This is a genomic window from Bacillus sp. JKS001846 (assembly GCF_900176455.1).
In the GTDB taxonomy this organism is placed as follows: Bacteria; Bacillota; Bacilli; order Bacillales; family Bacillaceae_G; genus Bacillus_A; species Bacillus_A cereus.
This window is the reverse complement of the sequence record NZ_FWYG01000001.1, coordinates 1,794,301-1,813,813: the sequence shown is the minus strand read 5'-3', so window position 1 is coordinate 1,813,813 and position 19,513 is coordinate 1,794,301. Positions and strand designations below refer to the sequence as shown.

Sequence of the window (19,513 nt, the reverse complement as noted above, 5' to 3'; positions counted from 1 at the left end):
TTATTACTTAGCGAAATTATATTAGGAGAGTAATTATTTCAAAACGTTTACGAGAAACAGATTACTGCAATTAGAAAAGGGGACATACCTATGAATGAATTGATTTTCGTCTTATTAATTTGTCCATTACTTATCTTTATCGTTTCTGTTATTGGAACGCGCAAGACGAAAACGTATTACGTAATGCCGATTGTAACGTTTGCTAGTTTTTTAATAATAGGTGTTATCGCCTTTACTCCAAAATTTTTCTTTTGGGTTGGCATGTACAGCATCTTCTCATTTATTGTTTCTTATATGACTTTATTGTTTTTAAGAGGATATGAGCTTGCAGAAAGCGCTAAGTAGTTAAGGAGATTGTAATATGATTTTCTTTGATATTGATGGAACTTTACTTGAAGTTTTAACAATGATATAAAAAACGACCGCGTTCCCCCGCGGTCGTCTTTTTTCGTGTTACGCTGTGATCCAAGCTTCGTTAGCTGGATTTTTACGCCACTCTTGTAATTTCTTCGTTTCAGCTTGTCCAATCATACCTTTTTCTGCTGCAACTTCAGTTAATGTACTGTAATCACTTAAAGAATATGATGCTACGTTAGCTGCTTCTAGTTTTTCTTTTCCTGCTTCAAGCTCGTATGTGAAGATTGATACGATCCCTAATACTTCACATCCAGCTTCGCGAAGTGCTTCTACACATGTAATTGCACTACCGCCAGTTGAAATTAAGTCTTCTACTACTACGACTTTTTGACCTTTTTCAGCTTTTCCTTCGATTTGGTTCCCTTTACCGTGACCTTTTGCTTTACTACGTACGTAGCACATTGGTAAATCCATACGATCGCTTACCCATGCAGCGTGCGCAATACCAGCAGTTGCAGTTCCTGCAATAATTTCTACAGTTGGGAAGTGCTCTTTAATTAACTCTTCTAATCCAGCTGCAATCGCTTGACGTACTTTTGGATAAGATAAAGTTAAACGGTTATCACAATAAATTGGCGATTTCATACCTGAAGACCAAGTGAATGGATCATTCGGTTGTAAAAATACTGCTCCAATTTCTAATAAATGCGATGCGATTTCTTTTTTCATACTGTTACACCTTCCCACTGTTGTTTTACTGTTTTATACGCTTCAAGCGGATTTTCTGCTTTTGTAATACTACGTCCAACTACAATGTAGCTTGAGCCAAGTTCCCTCGCACGTTTCGGTGTCGCTACGCGCACTTGGTCATTTACATCATCGCTTGCAAGACGAATCCCCGGTGTTACCGTTACAAATTCATTTCCGCATACTTCACGTAATTTTGGAACTTCAAGTGTTGAACAAACAACGCCATCAAGTCCACTTTCTTTCGTTAGTTTTGCATAATGAGCAACCGCTTCTTCTAACGTTTTCTCAATGCCGATCTCTTTTTTCATCATAGCTTCCGAAGTGCTTGTTAGTTGTGTAACTGCAATACAAATCGGTCTCTCTTTTCCTTCTTGCTTACCTTCCTCTAATCCCTCAATCGCAGCTTTCATCATACTGCTTCCCCCAGCAGCATGAACATTTACCATATCAACATCTAGACTAGCTAGGCTACGCATAGCGCTTTTTACCGTATTTGGAATATCATGAAGTTTTAAATCTAGAAAGATCTTATGCCCTTTTTCTTTTAAGTACGTAATAATCGCAGGGCCTTCTTTGTAAAATAACTCCATACCAACTTTGACAAATAACTCTTCCCCTTCAAAGTGGCGCAAGAATTGTTCTACATCTTGTTTCCCTGGAAAATCTAATGCAACGATTAACGACTGTGACATGTTTGCTTCCAGCTCCTTCCTTGACATTCCGAAATGTGATCAAATCCTAATTCATCTAGTAATGCTGGTAACTCTTCAATAATTGTCGGACATACGAACGGATCAATAAAGTTCGCTGTACCTACTGCAACTGCGCTTGCGCCAGCATAGAAGAATTCAATTACATCTTCCGCTGTCTCAATACCACCCATTCCGATAATCGGAATGTTTACCGCTTGGCTTACTTCATGTACCATACGAATTGCTACTGGCTTAATCGCAGGACCTGATAATCCACCTGTACGGTTTGCTAAAATTGGTTTAGCTGTTTTTAAATCTAGACGCATACCAAGCAATGTATTAATCATCGTTAAACCATCTGCACCTGCATTTTCAATCGCTTTTGCAATTTCCACAATGTTTGCCACGTTCGGTGACAACTTCACGTATACAGGTACTTCAGAAACCTCTTTTACTCGCTTCGTTAAATCAGCAGCAATTTCAGGATTTGTACCAAAGGCGATACCACCTGTTTTTACGTTCGGACAAGAAATATTTAATTCTAGTGCATGGACATTAGGCGCTTTAGAAATTTCCTTCGCAACCGCTACGTAATCCTCAGCTTGTGAGCCTGCAACGTTCGCAATAATTGGAAGGTCAAATTGTTCTAACCATGGTAATTCCGAATTCATTACTTTGTCTAATCCCGGGTTTTGAAGTCCGATTGCATTTAGCATGCCGCCTGGTGTTTCAGCAACACGAGGCGTCGGATTTCCATAACGTGGTTGTTCTGTCGTCGCTTTAATCATGATTGATCCTAGTACACTTAAATCGTAAAACTGTGCATATTCACGACCAAACCCAAAGCATCCAGATGCCGGTATAATTGGATTTTTTAATGATAATCCTGGTAATTCAACTTGCAATCTGTTCATAGTACAACCTCCCCGATTGGAAATACTGGTCCGTCGCTACACACCTTCTTGTAAGAATGTCCACTTGGATCTTCTTGTAAGTGGCATACACATGCGAAACAAGCTCCAATACCACAGCCCATACGTTCTTCTAATGAAATATAGGCTTTTTTCTCTTTGTAACGTCCTTCTAATGCACGAAGCATCGCTAACGGACCACATGAATAAAGAATATCAAAGTCAATTCCGTAATTATCAATTACATCTGTGACAAATCCTTTTGTACCGTGTGTACCGTCTACTGTTGCAACGTACGTATCACCAAGTTCTGCAAATTTTTCTTCATAGAAAACTACATCTTTCGTTTGAAAGCCTAAGATGTGAATAACACGTACACCTTTTGCAACGAGGCGCTGTGATAATTCATAAAGTGGTGGTACACCAATTCCCCCGCCTACTAGTAAAGCTGTTTGACCAGCTTCTGCTTCTTCTACAGGAAAACCGTGTCCTAATGGTCCTAGTACATCTACCATTTCACCTTGTTTTCTAGTTGCTAATGTTTTTGTCCCTTGTCCTTCGGCACGATATAGCATTGTAAATTCGTTCTTCTCTTGATCTACATTACAAATACTAATTGGGCGGCGCAGAAGGGGCGCAATGCCCTCTGCTACCTTAATGTGTACAAACTGCCCTGGTTCGTTCATTTGCTGTACTAACGTTCCTTGAAGCACTAATTCGTAAATATTTTTTGCGATTTCTTTTTGATTAACGACGATCATATTTTGCTTTTGCATCATGCATGTACCACCTCGTGACGCTTTGTTTGCGTAATTTCTTTCATTGAATGAGCTGAGAATGTCATAGATTCTAATACTCGTAAGATTGCTCTCGTTGTATCAAGTGATGTTAAGCAAGCCACACCATTTTCTACTGATTCACGGCGAATGCGGAAACCATCACGCGCTGGTTGTTTACCTTTTGTTAATGTGTTAATTACAAACTGTGCTTTTCCTTGACGGATAATATCTAGTAAGTTGTAGTCTTCAGAATCAATTTTGTTTACAACTTGTACTGGGATATTTTGCTCTTCTAATGATTGTGCTGTTCCAGCTGTTGCTAATAAGTTATAGCCGATTTCGTGGAAACGTTTTGCAATTTCCATCGCTTCTTCTTTATCTTTATCAGCTACAGTAATGATTACTGAGCCGTGCGTTGGGATGTTAATTCCAGAAGCAACTAATCCTTTATATAATGCTTTTTCAAGCGTTAAGTCTTTACCCATTACTTCCCCTGTTGATTTCATTTCAGGTCCTAATGTTGTATCAACTGAGCGTAGTTTCGCGAATGAGAATACCGGAGCTTTTACATATACTTCTTTCTCTTCTGGGTGATAGCCAGTTCCGTATCCTTGCTCTACTAGGTCTTGCCCTAAAATAACTTTCGTTGCAACATTCGCCATCGGTACGCCTGTAATTTTACTTAAGAACGGTACTGTACGGCTTGCACGTGGATTTACTTCAATTACGTACACTTGATCTTTGAATACTACAAACTGGATATTTAGTAATCCAACAATGTTTAATCCTTTTCCAAGCGCAATTGTATGTTCAATGATTTGTTCTTTTAGTTTTTCAGATAAACTTTGTGGTGGATATACTCCAATTGAGTCACCAGAGTGAACTCCAGCGCGTTCAATATGTTCCATAATACCTGGAATGAATACATTCTCACCATCCGAAATTGCATCTACTTCAATTTCTTTACCAACCATGTAACGGTCGATTAATACTGGGTGATCTGCATGAACTTTAACTGCATTTTTCATGTAGTGCAGCAGTTCTTCTTGACGATATACGATTTCCATTGCACGTCCACCTAGTACGTAAGATGGTCTTACTAATACTGGGTAACCAATTTCTTCTGCGATTGCTACCGCTTGTTCTACAGTCGTTGCTGTTTTACCAACTGGTTGCGGGATGCCAAGTTTTGTTAAAGCAGCTTCGAATTTATCACGATCTTCTGCACGGTCTAAGTCTTCAAGTGATGTTCCTAAAATTTTCACACCGTGTTCTTCTAGTTTCGCTGCTAAGTTAATTGCCGTTTGTCCACCGAACTGAACGATAACACCTTCTGGTTTTTCTAAATCGATAATGTGCATTACATCTTCAATCGTTAATGGTTCAAAGTATAATTTGTCAGAAATACTGAAGTCTGTTGAAACTGTTTCTGGGTTGTTGTTAATGATAATTGCTTCATATCCAGCTTCTTTAATTGCCCATACTGAGTGAACTGTTGCGTAATCAAACTCAACACCTTGACCAATTCGGATCGGACCAGATCCTAGAACTACTACACTCTTACGATCTGTTACAATCGATTCATTTTCGTCCGCATATGTGCTGTAGTAATATGGCGTTGCAGATTCAAACTCTGCCGCACAAGTATCTACCATTTTGAATACTGGCATCATATTATTTTCTTTACGCATATCGTAAATTTCGCGCTCCGTTTTGTTCCAAGCTGCTGCAATGTAGTGATCGCTGAAGCCCATTTCTTTTGCAGTTTGTAGTACTTCTATATTTCCTACATTCGCTTTTACTTCACATTCCATATTTACGATGTTTTCAACTTTTTGTAAGAAGAAGAAGTCCATTTCACACCATTCATTGATTTCTTCTTTCGTTACACCTTGGCGAATTGCTTCTGCTACAATAAACAGTCGTTCATCATCCGCTTTAATGATACGTTTTTTCATCGTTTCTTTATCAAGTTCTTTTAAGTGGTCTAATTCTAAGTGATAAATGCCAAGCTCTAAAGAACGAACTGCTTTTAGTAATGATTCTTCTAAGTTACGTCCGATTGACATAACTTCACCAGTTGCTTTCATTTGTGTTCCAAGCGTTCTGTTCGCTGATTCAAACTTATCAAACGGCCAACGTGGAATTTTTGAAACAACATAGTCTAACGCTGGCTCGAAGCAAGCGTAAGTTTTTTGTGTTACTGGGTTTACAATTTCATCTAACGTTAAGCCGACTGCAATTTTTGCTGCTAATTTCGCAATTGGATATCCAGTTGCTTTAGATGCTAGTGCAGATGAACGACTTACACGTGGATTTACTTCGATTACATAGTATTGGAAGCTATATGGATCAAGCGCAAGCTGAACGTTACATCCACCTTCAATTCCTAGTGCACGAATAATTCGTAATGAAGTGTTACGTAACATTTGATATTCACGGTCGCTTAGCGTTTGGCTCGGTGCTACTACAATCGAATCACCTGTGTGAACACCAACTGGATCGATGTTTTCCATGTTACATACTACAATCGCGTTATCATTTGAATCACGCATTACTTCATATTCAATTTCCTTACAGCCAGCAATACTTTTCTCTAATAAACATTGTGTTACTGGACTATGTTTTAAACCACTTGTTACGATTTCAATTAGCTCTTCTTCGTTATGGCAAATTCCCCCGCCCGTTCCTCCTAATGTGAACGCTGGTCGAACGATTACTGGATAACCAATTTCATTTACAAATCCATATGCTTCATCAAGGTTATGAATAATTTCACTTGGTGGTGTTGGTTCATTTAAATCTTGCATTAATGTACGGAATAAATCACGATCTTCCGCTTGCTCGATTGCTGATAATTTTGTTCCTAAAATTTCAACTCCGCACTCGTCAAGTACGCCTGATTTTGCAAGTTCAACAGCCATGTTTAAACCTGTTTGACCACCTAATGTTGGTAGGATTGCATCAGGACGTTCTTTACGAATAATACGGCTTACGAATTCTAATGTTAATGGCTCGATGTATACTTTATCTGCTGTTGCAGTATCCGTCATAATTGTTGCTGGGTTAGAGTTAACAAGGATTACTTTGTAACCTTCCTCTTTAAGAGATTGACAAGCTTGTGTACCAGAGTAGTCAAACTCCGCTGCTTGCCCAATTACAATTGGTCCTGATCCGATTACTAAAATTGTGTTAATGTCTAGGCGTTTTGGCATAACTCTTCCCCTTCTTTCTTGAAGTTTTCAATCATTGTTAAGAAATCTTCGAATAAATCATTTGCATCTTCTGGTCCCGCTGAAGCTTCTGGATGGTATTGTACTGTAAATGCTGGGAACTTCTTATGACGAAGACCTTCTACCGTTCCATCGTTTAAAGCAACATGTGTAATTTCAAGATCTGTATTTTCAACTGATTCTTCTTCTACTGCGTATCCGTGATTTTGAGATGTAATTGCTACTTTTCCAGTTGCAAGATTTTTTACTGGATGGTTTAAACCACGGTGACCAAATTTCAACTTACTTGTATTTGCACCTGATGCTAGAGCGAACAATTGATGTCCTAGGCAAATTCCGAATAAAGGAACTTTACCGATAATGTCTTTTAACATTTCAATTGCTTCTGATACATCTTTCGGATCTCCAGGTCCATTACTTAACATAATTCCATCTGGGCTAAGGCGTAAAATTTCTTCTGCTGTTGTGTTGTAAGGAACTACAATTACATCACAGTCACGCTTATTTAATTCTCGTAAAATACCATGTTTCATACCGAAGTCTACTAGTACAACTCGGTGACCACGACCTGGGCTTGGGTATGGATCTTTCGTTGATACGCGTTTTACATGATCTGTAAATACTGTCGCTTTTAATTGACTTACAATGTACTCTACATCTGCATCCATATTACAAAGGCGTCCGCGTAATGTACCGTATTGACGAATTTTTCTCGTTAATTTTCTCGTATCAATCCCTGCTAATCCTGGGATATTTCTTTCTTTCAAGTAATCATTTAACGAAATTTCATTACGGAAGTTTGATGGATGATCACAAATTTCGTTTACGATTAAACCATTTACAGATGGGTGAATGGATTCAAAATCGTCACGGTTAATGCCGTAGTTTCCGATTAATGGGTACGTGAATGTTACGATTTGACCGCAATATGATGGATCAGATAATGTTTCTTGATATCCAGTCATTCCTGTTGTAAATACAACCTCACCTGACTTTTCGATTTCGCCTCCGAAACCTGTTCCAATTAATACTGTTCCATCTTCTAAGATAAGTTGTCTTTTCATACTAATGCACTCTCCTTTTGCCATGCGATCTTACCACCAACGATTGTCATTACCGGCCATCCTTGGCATTTCCAACCTGCGAATGGTGTATTTTTTCCTTTTGATAAGAATGTTGTTGGGTCAATCTCTTCTTCTTGTTCTAAATCAATGATTGTAATATCAGCTGCTCTACCTTCTTTTAGGCGACCTGCTTCTAAGCCGAATGTATCAGCTGGCTTTTCTGTTAAGAATTGAATTAACTGTTCTAGCGTAATAACTCCCTTTTTCACAAGGTTTGTGTATAGAAGCGGGAATGCTGTTTCAAAACCAGTAATTCCAAACGGTGCTCTTTCAATTCCTTGTGCTTTCTCTTCCGCTGTATGCGGTGCATGGTCAGTTGCAATCATATCGATCGTTCCATCTAATAAACCTTCAATTAATGCTGCATGGTCTTCTTTTCCACGAAGCGGTGGGTTCATTTTAAAGTTAGGATCAGCTGATGGGATATCATCTTCACATAACACTAGGTGATGCGGTGTTACTTCTGCTGTTACTTTAATTCCAGCGCGTTTCGCATCACGGATTACACGTACCGAACCTTTCGTACTTACATGACATACGTGATAGTGGCAATCTGCTGCTTCAGCAAGCAGTATATCCCTTGCAATATGTACAGATTCACATACTGATGGGATACCGTTTAATGCGTGTTTCTCAGAAAACTTCCCTTCATGTACACAACCTTTATTAATAAGCGTATTCTCTTCACAGTGCGCAACTACTGCCATATCTAATTTTGCTGCACGTTTCATAGCCGCTAACATCATGCTCGCATCTTGTACGCCTACGCCGTCATCTGTGAAAGCAAATGCTCCAAGTTCTTTTAATGTTTCGAAATCTGTCATTTCAGAACCAGCTTGACGTACTGTAATTGCTCCGTATGGTAGTACGTTAACATGAGCTTTTTCTTCAATACGTTTTTGCAAGTCTTCCATATGTTCTCTGCAATCTGGTACCGGGCGTGTATTTGGCATTGCGCAAATTGTAGTGAATCCACCTTTTGCCGCTGCTAGTGTACCTGTTTCAATTGTTTCTTTATGTTCACCACCTGGTTCACGAAGATGTACGTGTACATCTACTAATCCAGGTGCGATTAACTTTCCGTTCACATCGATTACTTCAGCATTATCTGCCGTAATATTTTCTGCTACCTTAGCGATTTTACCGTCTTGTACGAGAAGATCCGTTGCTACGATTTTTCCTTCTTCATTCATATAACGACCATTTTTAAACAAATAATTCATGTTTCATTCCTCCTAATACATTTGGTAAGGCGCGTTTTAGTACAGCCATTCTTACGTAAACTCCATTTTCCATTTGTTTAAATATGCGTGAACGCTCACACTCAACAAGTTCACTTGCAATTTCAACATCACGGTTTACAGGAGCTGGATGCATAATAATGCTTCCTTCTTTCATACGCTTTTCTCTTTCTACTGTTAATCCGTGTTTCTCATGATATTCTTTCATAATGTCTGTTTCATAATGATCATGACGCTCATGTTGTACACGGAGTAACATCATTACATCAACTTCTGGAACAAGTTCATCTAATGGTTTGTATGTTCCAAATGTGTTGTCTTCATCTTTCCACTCTTCTGGACTTGCAAAGTAAATTGTTGCACCAAGCTTCGTTAATGCTTCTGCATTAGAACGTGCTACTCGGCTATGACGAACATCTCCTACTATTGCAATCTTCAAACCTTCAAATCTTCCAAACTCTTGTTTAATTGTAAGAAGATCGAGTAGGCACTGCGTTGGGTGGTTTCCGCATCCATCTCCAGCGTTTAAGATTGGAATATTCACCTGATCTTTTAGTTCATCGAAGTAGCGATCTTGCTCGTGGCGGATGACCACTGCTTTTGTTCCGATTGATTCTAGTGTTCTTATCGTATCGTATAAAGTTTCTCCTTTTTGTACGCTAGATGCATCAGCTGAAAAGTTTAAAACATCAAGTCCTAATCTCTTCTCAGCAACTTCAAAGCTAAATCTCGTTCTCGTACTATTCTCAAAGAACAAGTTCGCAACAAAAGTTTGCTCTGTCGTTTTGCTCTCTTTTCCATTCGCAAAATCTTCTGCATCTTTTAGGATTTCTGAAATTTCTACTTCCGATAATTCACTCATCGTTAACAAATGGCTCATCGTCATCCCTCATCTTTCTGATTTTTATGTTACCACTTTTGAATTTTTATAACAACCTTTGCATAAAAATACCCTAGTCATGTGAGACTAGGGTGCAAGAAAGAAGCCACCCTTTCCGGTCTCACAGGACTGAATTAAAAGGTTATTATTATGAAGCAATCTGCTTAGATTGTTTTATTTGTTTCGTTTCCGGTAGTAGTAGATTTAACAGTACACCTACAATTGCTGCTAGTGCCATTCCTTCTACTTGGAATGATTCTCCTACGTGAAGTACCGCTCCACCAATACCGATTACTAATATTACTGATGCAATCATTAAGTTTCGTTTGTCACTTAAATCTGTTTTATCATCTACCATCATGCGTAATCCGCTTGATGCGATTACACCGAATAGTAAGATTGATACACCACCCATAACTGGTGTTGGGATCGAATGAATCAGTGCAGAAATCTTACCGATAAACCCGAACATGATTGCGAATACTGCTGAACCGATGAATAAGTATACACTGTATGCTCTCGTAATTGCTAGCACACCGATGTTTTCACCATACGTTGTATTCGGTGGCCCACCGATTAGTGACGCAATTAATGTTGCTACTCCGTCACCGAAGATTGAACGGTGTAAACCTGGTTTTTCAATTAAATCTCTTTTAATAACATTTCCAAGAACAATTTGATGTCCGATATGTTCTGATATTGTTACTAGTGCAACTGGTACCATCAAGAGTACAATCTTCCATGAAAACTCTGGTGTATATGTTACAAATGGTACTGTGAAATCTGGTACAACAAACCATTTTGCCTCAGCTACCGGCTTTAAGTCTACTAGCCCTTGGAAGTAAGCGAAGATATATCCGCCGATAATGCCAAGTAACACTGGTATTATACTGAAAAATCCTTTTCCAAATATCGAGCATATAATTGTAATTGCTAATGTTACTAATGCTACTGAAAAGTGTGTAAAGCTATATTTGCCATCCGCACCGTTCATCGCCATGTTAACTGCTGTATGTGCTAAAGCTAGACCGATTACCATTACTACTGGACCAACTACGATTGGTGGTAGTAATTTCATAATCCACTCTGATCCTGATTTCTTAATTCCGAGTGAGATTAAGATGTACACAAGTCCTGCTAGCAAACCACCAAGCATTGCTGCTCCCGGTCCACCTGCCGTTTTCGCTGTTATAATCGGTGCGATAAAGGCGAATGATGATCCTAGATAGGCAGGTACTTGACCTTTCGTTATAAGAAGGAACGCTAACGTTCCTAATCCACTTGATATTAATGCTACTGATGGATTCAATCCTGTTAAAAACGGAACAAGCACTGTTGATCCAAACATCGCGAACAAATGTTGTATACTTAAAAATAACCATTTTCCCGGTTTCGGTACTTCATTAACGTCTAACACTGGCTTTTGTTCCATTGTTACATCCTCCTTCAGTTTAAATCTTTGCAATAAAAAAACTCTTTGTGCCTGTGCACAAAGAGTCCTACACTTTCGTATGCCAAATTTGACATATGAAAGCCAAGACCCTTTGGCAGCCTCACAGGACTACATTTAAAAGGGCTTTACTTATCGTATATGCTTACTCGATCTTGTTGATCTGTCTCTTGCAAATCAACTTCGATACGCTCTTCACTTGATGTTGGAATGTTCTTCCCTACATAATCAGCGCGAATTGGTAATTCGCGATGACCTCTATCAACAAGAACCGCCAATTGGATTTGAGATGGTCTACCTAAATCCATAAGAGCATCCATTGCTGCTCGAACTGTTCTTCCTGTATATAATACGTCATCCACAAGGATAACTTTCTTCTTCGTAATATCTACAGGGATATCAGAACCTTTTACAAGTGGTTCTTTATTTTTCGATTGTAGTGTTAAATCATCACGATATAACGTAATGTCTAACTCTCCAACTTCCATTTCTTTTCCTTCAATTTGACCAATTCGTTCTGCCAAACGTTGTGCAATAAAAATTCCACGAGTTTTAATTCCGACAAGAACACAATTATCGACACCTTTATTTCGTTCCACGATTTCATGACTAATTCGTGTTAAAGCGCGGCGAATCATTTGGTCATCTAAAACGACAGCTTTCTCTTGCATGCTCTACACCTCCAAGCTTTTTTCTTGCGTGAGAGTAATGGTATAAAAAAAGTCCTCTCAGCGTGTGCGAGAGGACTTTTGAAAAAAGGGTACAACATACCCTAAGTATTTCAAACCGTTACCTTCTCAACCTCACGGGGCTGTGTTAAAGGATCATTATTTAACTGTTGTCAGTATCTCAGTTTTCTTATGATTTGTCAATACTATTTTCGTAAAATATTTAATACGTCTTCAAACACTTCTGGAATCGGTGCCTCAAACTGAATATATTCACCAGTACGAGGATGATCAAAGCCTAAAATACCCGCATGAAGTGCTTGTCCATTCATATCTAACGTTTTCTTCGGACCATACTTCGGATCTCCTGCAAGTGGATAGCCAATATATTTCATATGAACACGAATTTGGTGCGTACGTCCCGTTTCTAAGCGACATTCTACAAGCGTAAAGTCTTTAAAGCGTTCTAACACTTGGAAGTGCGTAACAGCGTTCTTACCATTTTCATCAACTGTCATACTTTGACGCTCTTTCTTATCACGAGCAATCGGAGCATCAATCGTTCCCTTATCATGCGGAATCACACCGTGTACAATCGCTTTGTAACGTCTCGTTACTGTTTTTGCTACAAGCTGATTTACAAGCGATTCATGTGCCATATCATTTTTAGCAACCATTAATAGTCCAGATGTATCTTTATCAATACGATGCACGATACCTGGACGCATTACACCGTTAATGCCTGATAAGTCTGTACAATGGTGCATAAGGCCGTTTACAAGTGTACCACTTGTATGCCCTGGTGCTGGATGTACAACCATACCACGTGGCTTATTTACAACAAGCACATCTGCATCTTCATAATAAATTTCTAAATTTAAATCCTCTGGTTGAATATCTAACTCTTCTGGTTCAGGAATTGTTACTGTAATTTCATCTTCTTCTTTTACTTTATAATTCCCTTTTACCGCTTTTCCGTTTACTGTCACAACGTCATCTTTAATCCATTGCTGCACTTGCGTACGTGACCATTCGTTATTTATCCCTGCAACGAATTTATCAATTCGCTCGTTTTTTTGCTCTGCTGCAACTGTTACTTGTACTACTTCACTCATTCAATTACTCCTTCGCTTTCTTGCCTTCTAATAATGTTTGAATAATAATTAATACAACACCAATACATAATGCTGAATCAGCTATATTGAATACTGGATAGTTGTACGAGAAAATATACACGTGAATGAAATCCACTACTTCTTGTCTAAATACACGATCAATAAAGTTACCAATTGCCCCGCCCAAAATTAGGCTTAACGAAATACCTAGAAGCTTGTCTGTTTTCGCATACTTTTTCATATAAAATACAATAAACACTACAAAAACAACTGTAATAATGTAGAAGAACCACATTTTATTTTCTAAAATACCCCAAGCAGCGCCTCTATTTCGATGTGATGTTATGTATAATACATTGTCGATAATCGGAATACTCGTACCCAATTCCATGTTCTTTACAATTAACCACTTCGATATTTGATCGATAGCAATGACGAATAACGCTATTACATAATATATCATTTTCATTTCCCCCACAAAGACAGTGTACCTCAAAATTTTAGCATAGCTGCTACCTTTTCACAATGAACCTTTATAGAAGAATAAAATAAATTAAAAAAAGGTAATATAATATCGTTGTGCGTATTCATACATTTACCTTTTCGTAGAAGAATTCATGAATCGTACGGGCAGTCGGCATTGTCTTCATTTGCTTTGTGGAAATTAATCTCCCCGTCTCTTCACAAATACCATACATGTCTATTTCCATTTTAAATAATGCGCGTTCTACATCCTTTAAATCCTCTTTTATATCATGTAATAGCAATTTTTTCTTTATCTCTTCCTTAATTTCATATCCAAGCTCTTGGCTGAACTCGACATCATATTTGTGCATTACTTCTTTAGCTAGTCTCTCTTGCAACTCTTTTCTCATCAATTGCAATTCTTCTTTTATTTCCATGTAAATTTCATTCACGTGTACATTCCTCCTAGCTGTAATGTACAGTTAGTGTGTCCGAAATTTATTTGCTTACCTCACACACATTTTTCCTTCACAGGAAAGAGTCTGAAAGTGATCTTGATATACCATCAACAAAAAAACTGACCGCATCAATAGCAGTCAGTTTTTTATTATTTTACATAGTTTTCTTTAACAACTGTTGCACAACGCTCACATAATGTTTCATGTTCAGCATCTTTACCAATTGTTTCTGAAACTACCCAACAACGTTCACATGTTTCACCAGTTGCTTGAACAACAACAACCGCTGTATGTTCATACTTCGGTGCATCTGCTGGCGCTTCATCCATCATACCACCAAGTTTATACTCAGAAACGATGAATAATTGCTTTAAGTCTTCGCTAATAGACTCTAACATAGCTTTCATTTCTGCAGTTGGATATAGCGTAATGCTTGCATTTAATGACTTACCGATTACTTTTTCATTACGAGCTACTTCTAGTGCTTTTAACACGTCATCACGTAATGTCATAAATGCATCCCATTTTGTTTTTAACGCTTCCGCGTCATCTAATTGTACAGCTTCTGGCATATCAGTTAATTGTACACTTTCTTCTGTTACGCCTGGAATATATGGCCATACTTCATCAGCTGTGTGCGGTAAGATTGGTGTTACAAGTTTCGTTAACGCAACAAGAACATCATATAATACAGTTTGAATTGCACGACGATCTTCGTGGTTTGCACCTTCAATGTATAAGATGTCTTTTGCAAAGTCTAAGTAGAATGAACTTAAATCAATTGTACAGAAGTTATGAATTGCATGATACACAGCAGCGAAATCGTATGTCTCATATGCTTCTTTAACTTTTGTAATTAAGTCATTTAATTTTACTAACATGTAACGATCTACTTCACGAAGTTCAGCTACAGCTACTGCATTTTCACTTGGCTTAAAGTCGTCTAAGTTTCCTAATAAGAAACGGAATGTGTTACGGATTTTACGATACACTTCTGCTACTTGTTTTAAAATATCATCTGAAATACGTACGTCAGATTGATAGTCAACAGAAGATACCCATAAGCGTAAAATGTCTCCGCCTAATTGATCCATGATTTTCTTCGGTACGACGATGTTTCCAATCGACTTACTCATTTTACGTCCTTCACCATCTAGTACGAAACCGTGGCTTAGTACGCCTTTATATGGAGCTTTACCTGTTACAGCAACTGCTGTTGATAATGAAGAGTTAAACCAACCACGATACTGGTCAGATCCTTCTAAATATAAATCAGCTGGACGCTGTAAATCTTCGCGCTCTTCTAATACCGCTTGGTGAGAAGAACCTGAATCGAACCATACATCCATGATGTCTGTTTCTTTACGGAATTCACCATTTGGACTACCTGGATGTGTAAATCCTTCTGGTAATAGATCTTTCGCTTCACGCTCGAACCATACGTTAGAACCGTGTTCACGGAATAAATCTGCTACATGGTTAATTGTTTCATCCGTAATAATTGGATCACCATTCTCAGCATAGAATACCGGAATTGGCACACCCCATGCACGCTGACGAGAAATACACCAGTCACCACGGTCACGAACCATATTATGAAGACGAGTTTCTCCCCATGCTGGTACCCATTTTGTTTCTGCTACAGCTTCTATTAATTCTTTACGGAATGCTTCAATAGATGCAAACCACTGTGCTGTCGCACGGAAAATAATTGGTTTTTTCGTTCTCCAATCATGTGGGTATGAATGTGTAATGAATGTTAGTTTCAGTAACGCGCCTACTTCTTCTAATTTTTCTGTAATTGGTTTGTTAGCTTTATCATAGAATAAGCCTTCAAATCCAGGTGCCTCATTTGTTAATACACCTTTATCATCGACTGGGCAAAGTACTTCTAATCCATACTTTTTACCAACAACGAAGTCATCTTCCCCGTGTCCTGGTGCTGTATGAACACAACCTGTACCTGCATCTGTTGTTACGTGATCTCCTAGCATAACTAATGAATCACGATCGTAGAATGGATGTTTTGCAACTGTATACTCAAGTTCGCTACCTTTTACTGTTTTCACAACTTCAGCATTTTCCCACTCTAACGTTTTTGCAACTGTCTCAAACAGCTCAGAAGCAATGATATATTTCTCATCATTTACTTTTACAATGCTATATTCAAGCTCTGGATGAACAGAAATACCTAAGTTTGCAGGTAATGTCCAAGGTGTTGTTGTCCAAATGATGTACTTTTCATCACCTTCTAATACGTTCTTTCCATCTTTTACAGGGAATGCTACGTAAATAGATGCTGATTTTTTATCTTGATATTCAATTTCAGCTTCTGCTAAAGCAGATTCACTCGTTGGAGACCAGTAAACTGGTTTTTGACCTTTATAGATATAACCTTTTTTCGCCATGTCACCAAACACTTTAATTTGTTGTGCTTCATAAGCTGGCTCTAAAGTAATATATGGATTATCCCAATCTGCACGTACACCTAGACGCTTAAATTGCTCACGTTGACGTTCTACTTGTTCATATGCATACTCTGCACATAACTTACGGAACTCAGCAACTGTCATTTCTTTACGTTTTACACCTTTATTTGTTAAAGCTTGTTCAATTGGTAAACCGTGCGTATCCCATCCCGGAACATATGGCGCACTAAAACCAGTCATTGATTTATAACGAACAATAAAGTCTTTTAATACTTTATTTAATGCATGTCCCATATGAATGTCACCATTCGCATATGGAGGTCCATCATGCAATACAAATAAAGGACGACCTTTTGTATGTTCTTGTACTTTTTCGTAAATATTCATTTCAGCCCATTTTTCTTGCATTGCAGGCTCACGTTTTGGTAAATTCCCACGCATTGGGAACTCTGTTTTTGGCATCAGTAATGTATTTTTGTACTCCATGCTCAATTCCTCCTTACATGTATAAAAGAAATACTTAAAAAACGGAATAAAAAAGAGACCTTCTCATCCCCAAAAGGGACGAGAAAGTCTCCCGCGGTACCACCCTAGTAGATTCTATACATATGTATAGAATCCTCTTTATATTCTTAACGCGAATACACGCCTACGCTTACTCTATTTGTTCAGCGCGGAACTCCAGGGTGATATTCCCACTATCTCCTTATCCTGAGCTTACACCATCCTCAGTTCGCTATATAAGGTTTGAAAAGGTACTTATCCCTATCTTCGTTTTTCTTAATAAATATGTTGTTTAAAATTATATGTAATAATGAGAAAAACGTCAAGCTTACACTGTTTCTTCTTTTTTCAACAGTTCATCTACTTCGTCTTCTAATTCAATTAGTTTATCCCAATCATCGTTGTTTAACATCTCAAGCTGTGTTTCTAATAACATACGGAAACGAGTTCGGAATACTTTCGCTTGTTTCTTTAGCTCTTCAATATCAAAAGCAACTTTTCTTGATTTTACTAATGCTTCGTTAATAATACGATCAGCATTCTTTTCAGCTTCACGCACAATTAATTTCGCTTCTTTTTGCGCATTACGTTTTACTTCTTCCGCTGCTTCTTGTGCAACAACGATAGATTTGTTTAACGTATCTTCAATATTAGAGAAATGATCTAACTTCCCTTCTAACTGCGCAACTTTTTCTTCTAAAGCTTTTTTCTCACGAATGACCAATTCATAATCTTTGATAATTTGATCAAGAAACTCATTTACTTGATCTTCATCATAGCCACGGAATCCGCGACCAAATTCTTTGTTATGAATATCTAATGGTGTTAACGGCACAACGCCACCTCCAAGTAGTTATCTAAATTTCCTCTTTCAATTATATCTTTTCTTCGACAAAATAGGAGGATTTCCTTCTAAAAAACCAATCATTTTAGTATACCATACAAAATTCTCCATTTGTCGCGTTTTGTTCTACCTTCTACAGAAAATAATTTACTTCGGCCATATCCTCTAACAGAAAAAACATCTCCTGGATAACATTCATAAGAAGTTTGCTCCACTGTTTTCCAATTGACTTTTACTAAACCATTTTTTATGAAAGGTTGTACTTTCTGTCTAGATAAATGTAACATTTCAGCTAACATAACATCTAAACGAAGTGAAGAAACCGTTCCAGATTTCTCTCCCCACGTTTCATGTATCTGTAGAATTTGTTCTCCTTGCACTGACGCTAAAGAGACTTTTACTTTCCCTATTGATTGTAAGTTCATCTCAATATACGATACAATTTCTTTCGCAACTACAATTTGGGCACGATTTTCTTGCAGCAAAATATCACCACATTTTTCTCTTGTTAAACCAAGAGACATAAATGTACCTAATATTTGCCTATGTTCTAGCGTATAAAACTTGGAAGGATAGTCAATTTCTAATACTTCTACTTGAAATTCTTCTTCATTTAATTCTAGATAGTCTGGATAAATAAGTGCTCTTTTACGCTCTGCATTAGGCGTTGCACCACCAAATTGCACAGCAACATCACCTTGTCCTATTACCATAGAAACAATTTGTTGTTGCCTAGGATCAAGAAAATCCGTTAACTTCACTTGATGGTACTCCGCCGCTCGCTTCCACTCTAGCACTTTATCCACAAAGACCTCCTCATCAGGCCTAAAATGTTCGTAGATGCTCATGTATTTACCTTCTTACTATAAGAAATAGCTTAATAAACTGAACAAACCAGTTTTAGCAAGTTTCAACGCAAAGATTGCAACGATTGGAGAAATATCAATCATTCCAAGCGGCGGAATAAAGCGGCGGAATGGTTCTAAATACGGTTCACAAATACGTGCCAGGAACTCTCCAAAAGATGATTCCTTTGCACCAGGAAACCATGATAGGAGAATGTAAATAATAAGTGCCCACGAGTAAATCTCGATAGCATAACTTAACACTATAAAAACTGTTGTCATGGCGTATTACCACCTCTTTATATTTGTTTCTTCTTCTTCACCGAATAACTCTGAAATCGCACCAACAATATCTACATTTTCAGGTGTACACATAAATGTTTTCGGCCCTATTTTTTGAATGTCCCCGCCTATAGCGTATACAGTACCACTTAAAAAGTCAACGATACGTACCGCTTGATCAGTAGACATTCTCTGCAAATTAATTACAACAGCTCGTCTACCTTTTAAGTGGTCCGCAATCCCTTGTGCTTCCGAATATGTGCGTGGTTCTAATAAAACAACTTTTGAAGATTGTTTTGCTGTTTCAATACTCACAACATTTTGCTTCGGTTGCGCTTTCGGAAACGTAACGTCTTGTTGTTCTGGTGGATCTTGCTGCTTTTTCATGTCTGTTTGCTCCTTTTCATAACCATATTGAGCTGCTTCTTTTTCTTCCGGTGTATCAAAAAAGAAGTATTTTACTTTTGACCAACTCATAATAAGATT

The 19,513-nt window shown here is 38.1% G+C and carries 19 protein-coding genes and 1 other annotated feature; of the genes, 1 reads left to right on the top strand and 18 read right to left on the bottom strand.

Translation table 11 applies throughout. The annotated features are described in order from the left end of the window. Positions 1–90: 90 nt before the first annotated feature. A complete protein-coding gene (locus B9A45_RS10010; protein ID WP_001003932.1) occupies positions 91–345 on the top strand; it encodes a YbeF family protein in 255 nt (84 codons plus the stop codon). A 108-nt stretch (positions 346–453) separates the two neighbouring features. Here B9A45_RS10010 and pyrE read toward each other — a convergent pair whose 3' ends face one another. From pyrE to B9A45_RS09920, 18 genes are all read right to left on the bottom strand, one after another. Beyond that, positions 454–1,086, bottom strand: a complete 633-nt coding sequence (gene pyrE, locus B9A45_RS10005; RefSeq protein ID WP_000711441.1) for an orotate phosphoribosyltransferase — start codon at positions 1,084–1,086, stop codon at positions 454–456. Then, positions 1,083–1,799: an orotidine-5'-phosphate decarboxylase gene (gene pyrF / locus B9A45_RS10000; protein WP_000083496.1), complete on the bottom strand. Its 717-nt coding sequence runs from the start codon at positions 1,797–1,799 to the stop codon at positions 1,083–1,085. The genes pyrE and pyrF overlap by 4 nt, the downstream gene beginning before the upstream one ends. Continuing rightward, on the bottom strand, positions 1,784–2,713 hold the full coding sequence (gene pyrD / locus B9A45_RS09995; RefSeq protein ID WP_001081049.1) for a dihydroorotate oxidase B catalytic subunit: 930 nt from the start codon (positions 2,711–2,713) through the stop codon (positions 1,784–1,786). Before pyrD ends, pyrF begins: the two co-directional genes overlap by 16 nt. Next, entirely contained in the window at positions 2,710–3,489 is a 780-nt protein-coding gene (gene pyrK / locus B9A45_RS09990) for a dihydroorotate oxidase B electron transfer subunit (RefSeq protein WP_000983359.1), read from the bottom strand. The genes pyrD and pyrK overlap by 4 nt, the downstream gene beginning before the upstream one ends. After that, a complete protein-coding gene (carB, locus tag B9A45_RS09985; RefSeq protein WP_001126096.1) occupies positions 3,486–6,704 on the bottom strand; it encodes a carbamoyl-phosphate synthase large subunit in 3,219 nt (1,072 codons plus the stop codon). Before carB ends, pyrK begins: the two co-directional genes overlap by 4 nt. Next, positions 6,689–7,786, bottom strand: coding sequence for a carbamoyl phosphate synthase small subunit (locus B9A45_RS09980; protein WP_000828684.1), 1,098 nt, complete (start codon positions 7,784–7,786; stop codon positions 6,689–6,691). Before B9A45_RS09980 ends, carB begins: the two co-directional genes overlap by 16 nt. Continuing rightward, on the bottom strand, positions 7,783–9,069 hold the full coding sequence (gene pyrC, locus B9A45_RS09975) for a dihydroorotase (RefSeq protein WP_001108364.1): 1,287 nt from the start codon (positions 9,067–9,069) through the stop codon (positions 7,783–7,785). The genes B9A45_RS09980 and pyrC overlap by 4 nt, the downstream gene beginning before the upstream one ends. Next, positions 9,053–9,967, bottom strand: a complete 915-nt coding sequence (gene pyrB, locus B9A45_RS09970; RefSeq protein ID WP_000018849.1) for an aspartate carbamoyltransferase — start codon at positions 9,965–9,967, stop codon at positions 9,053–9,055. Before pyrB ends, pyrC begins: the two co-directional genes overlap by 17 nt. Before the next feature lie 148 nt (positions 9,968–10,115). Further along, positions 10,116–11,399: a uracil permease gene (gene uraA / locus B9A45_RS09965; protein ID WP_000435926.1), complete on the bottom strand. Its 1,284-nt coding sequence runs from the start codon at positions 11,397–11,399 to the stop codon at positions 10,116–10,118. A gap of 146 nt (positions 11,400–11,545) precedes the next feature. After that, positions 11,546–12,088, bottom strand: a complete 543-nt coding sequence (pyrR, locus tag B9A45_RS09960; protein ID WP_001156491.1) for a bifunctional pyrimidine operon transcriptional regulator/uracil phosphoribosyltransferase — start codon at positions 12,086–12,088, stop codon at positions 11,546–11,548. A 203-nt stretch (positions 12,089–12,291) separates the two neighbouring features. Beyond that, complete coding sequence (locus B9A45_RS09955; RefSeq protein ID WP_000005830.1) at positions 12,292–13,200, bottom strand: RluA family pseudouridine synthase; 909 nt, start codon at positions 13,198–13,200, stop codon at positions 12,292–12,294. A 4-nt stretch (positions 13,201–13,204) separates the two neighbouring features. Then, positions 13,205–13,663, bottom strand: coding sequence for a lipoprotein signal peptidase LspA (gene lspA / locus B9A45_RS09950; protein ID WP_000642184.1), 459 nt, complete (start codon positions 13,661–13,663; stop codon positions 13,205–13,207). A 124-nt stretch (positions 13,664–13,787) separates the two neighbouring features. Beyond that, positions 13,788–14,117 carry a TraR/DksA C4-type zinc finger protein gene (locus B9A45_RS09945; protein WP_001002956.1) on the bottom strand — a complete coding sequence of 110 codons (330 nt, stop codon included), beginning with the start codon at positions 14,115–14,117 and terminating at the stop codon, positions 13,788–13,790. Between the two features lie 155 nt (positions 14,118–14,272). After that, entirely contained in the window at positions 14,273–17,038 is a 2,766-nt protein-coding gene (gene ileS2, locus B9A45_RS09940) for an isoleucine--tRNA ligase (protein ID WP_000455952.1), read from the bottom strand. Positions 17,039–17,109: 71 nt separating this feature from the next. Beyond that, positions 17,110–17,333 (bottom strand) — a binding site (T-box leader). A 51-nt stretch (positions 17,334–17,384) separates the two neighbouring features. Continuing rightward, a complete protein-coding gene (divIVA, locus tag B9A45_RS09935; RefSeq protein WP_001131611.1) occupies positions 17,385–17,891 on the bottom strand; it encodes a septum site-determining protein DivIVA in 507 nt (168 codons plus the stop codon). Between the two features lie 89 nt (positions 17,892–17,980). Then, positions 17,981–18,748 carry a YlmH family RNA-binding protein gene (locus B9A45_RS09930; protein WP_002098127.1) on the bottom strand — a complete coding sequence of 256 codons (768 nt, stop codon included), beginning with the start codon at positions 18,746–18,748 and terminating at the stop codon, positions 17,981–17,983. 15 nt (positions 18,749–18,763) lie between these two features. Further along, positions 18,764–19,027: a YggT family protein gene (locus tag B9A45_RS09925; RefSeq protein ID WP_000214233.1), complete on the bottom strand. Its 264-nt coding sequence runs from the start codon at positions 19,025–19,027 to the stop codon at positions 18,764–18,766. Between the two features lie 6 nt (positions 19,028–19,033). Next, positions 19,034–19,504 carry a cell division protein SepF gene (locus B9A45_RS09920; RefSeq protein ID WP_000119129.1) on the bottom strand — a complete coding sequence of 157 codons (471 nt, stop codon included), beginning with the start codon at positions 19,502–19,504 and terminating at the stop codon, positions 19,034–19,036. Between the last annotated feature and the right edge of the window lie 9 nt (positions 19,505–19,513).

What these genes read in the sequence shown, in the direction of transcription:
- B9A45_RS10010 (WP_001003932.1), top strand. Translation starts at nt 91, where the DNA reads ATGAATGAATTGATTTTCGTCTTATTAATTTGTCCATTACTTATCTTT.
- pyrE (WP_000711441.1), bottom strand. Translation starts at nt 1,086, where the DNA reads ATGAAAAAAGAAATCGCATCGCATTTATTAGAAATTGGAGCAGTATTT.
- pyrF (WP_000083496.1), bottom strand. Translation starts at nt 1,799, where the DNA reads ATGTCACAGTCGTTAATCGTTGCATTAGATTTTCCAGGGAAACAAGAT.
- pyrD (WP_001081049.1), bottom strand. Translation starts at nt 2,713, where the DNA reads ATGAACAGATTGCAAGTTGAATTACCAGGATTATCATTAAAAAATCCA.
- pyrK (WP_000983359.1), bottom strand. Translation starts at nt 3,489, where the DNA reads ATGATGCAAAAGCAAAATATGATCGTCGTTAATCAAAAAGAAATCGCA.
- carB (WP_001126096.1), bottom strand. Translation starts at nt 6,704, where the DNA reads ATGCCAAAACGCCTAGACATTAACACAATTTTAGTAATCGGATCAGGA.
- B9A45_RS09980 (WP_000828684.1), bottom strand. Translation starts at nt 7,786, where the DNA reads ATGAAAAGACAACTTATCTTAGAAGATGGAACAGTATTAATTGGAACA.
- pyrC (WP_001108364.1), bottom strand. Translation starts at nt 9,069, where the DNA reads ATGAATTATTTGTTTAAAAATGGTCGTTATATGAATGAAGAAGGAAAA.
- pyrB (WP_000018849.1), bottom strand. Translation starts at nt 9,967, where the DNA reads ATGAGCCATTTGTTAACGATGAGTGAATTATCGGAAGTAGAAATTTCA.
- uraA (WP_000435926.1), bottom strand. Translation starts at nt 11,399, where the DNA reads ATGGAACAAAAGCCAGTGTTAGACGTTAATGAAGTACCGAAACCGGGA.
- pyrR (WP_001156491.1), bottom strand. Translation starts at nt 12,088, where the DNA reads ATGCAAGAGAAAGCTGTCGTTTTAGATGACCAAATGATTCGCCGCGCT.
- B9A45_RS09955 (WP_000005830.1), bottom strand. Translation starts at nt 13,200, where the DNA reads ATGAGTGAAGTAGTACAAGTAACAGTTGCAGCAGAGCAAAAAAACGAG.
- lspA (WP_000642184.1), bottom strand. Translation starts at nt 13,663, where the DNA reads ATGATATATTATGTAATAGCGTTATTCGTCATTGCTATCGATCAAATA.
- ileS2 (WP_000455952.1), bottom strand. Translation starts at nt 17,038, where the DNA reads ATGGAGTACAAAAATACATTACTGATGCCAAAAACAGAGTTCCCAATG.
- B9A45_RS09930 (WP_002098127.1), bottom strand. Translation starts at nt 18,748, where the DNA reads ATGAGCATCTACGAACATTTTAGGCCTGATGAGGAGGTCTTTGTGGAT.
- B9A45_RS09925 (WP_000214233.1), bottom strand. Translation starts at nt 19,027, where the DNA reads ATGACAACAGTTTTTATAGTGTTAAGTTATGCTATCGAGATTTACTCG.
- B9A45_RS09920 (WP_000119129.1), bottom strand. Translation starts at nt 19,504, where the DNA reads ATGAGTTGGTCAAAAGTAAAATACTTCTTTTTTGATACACCGGAAGAA.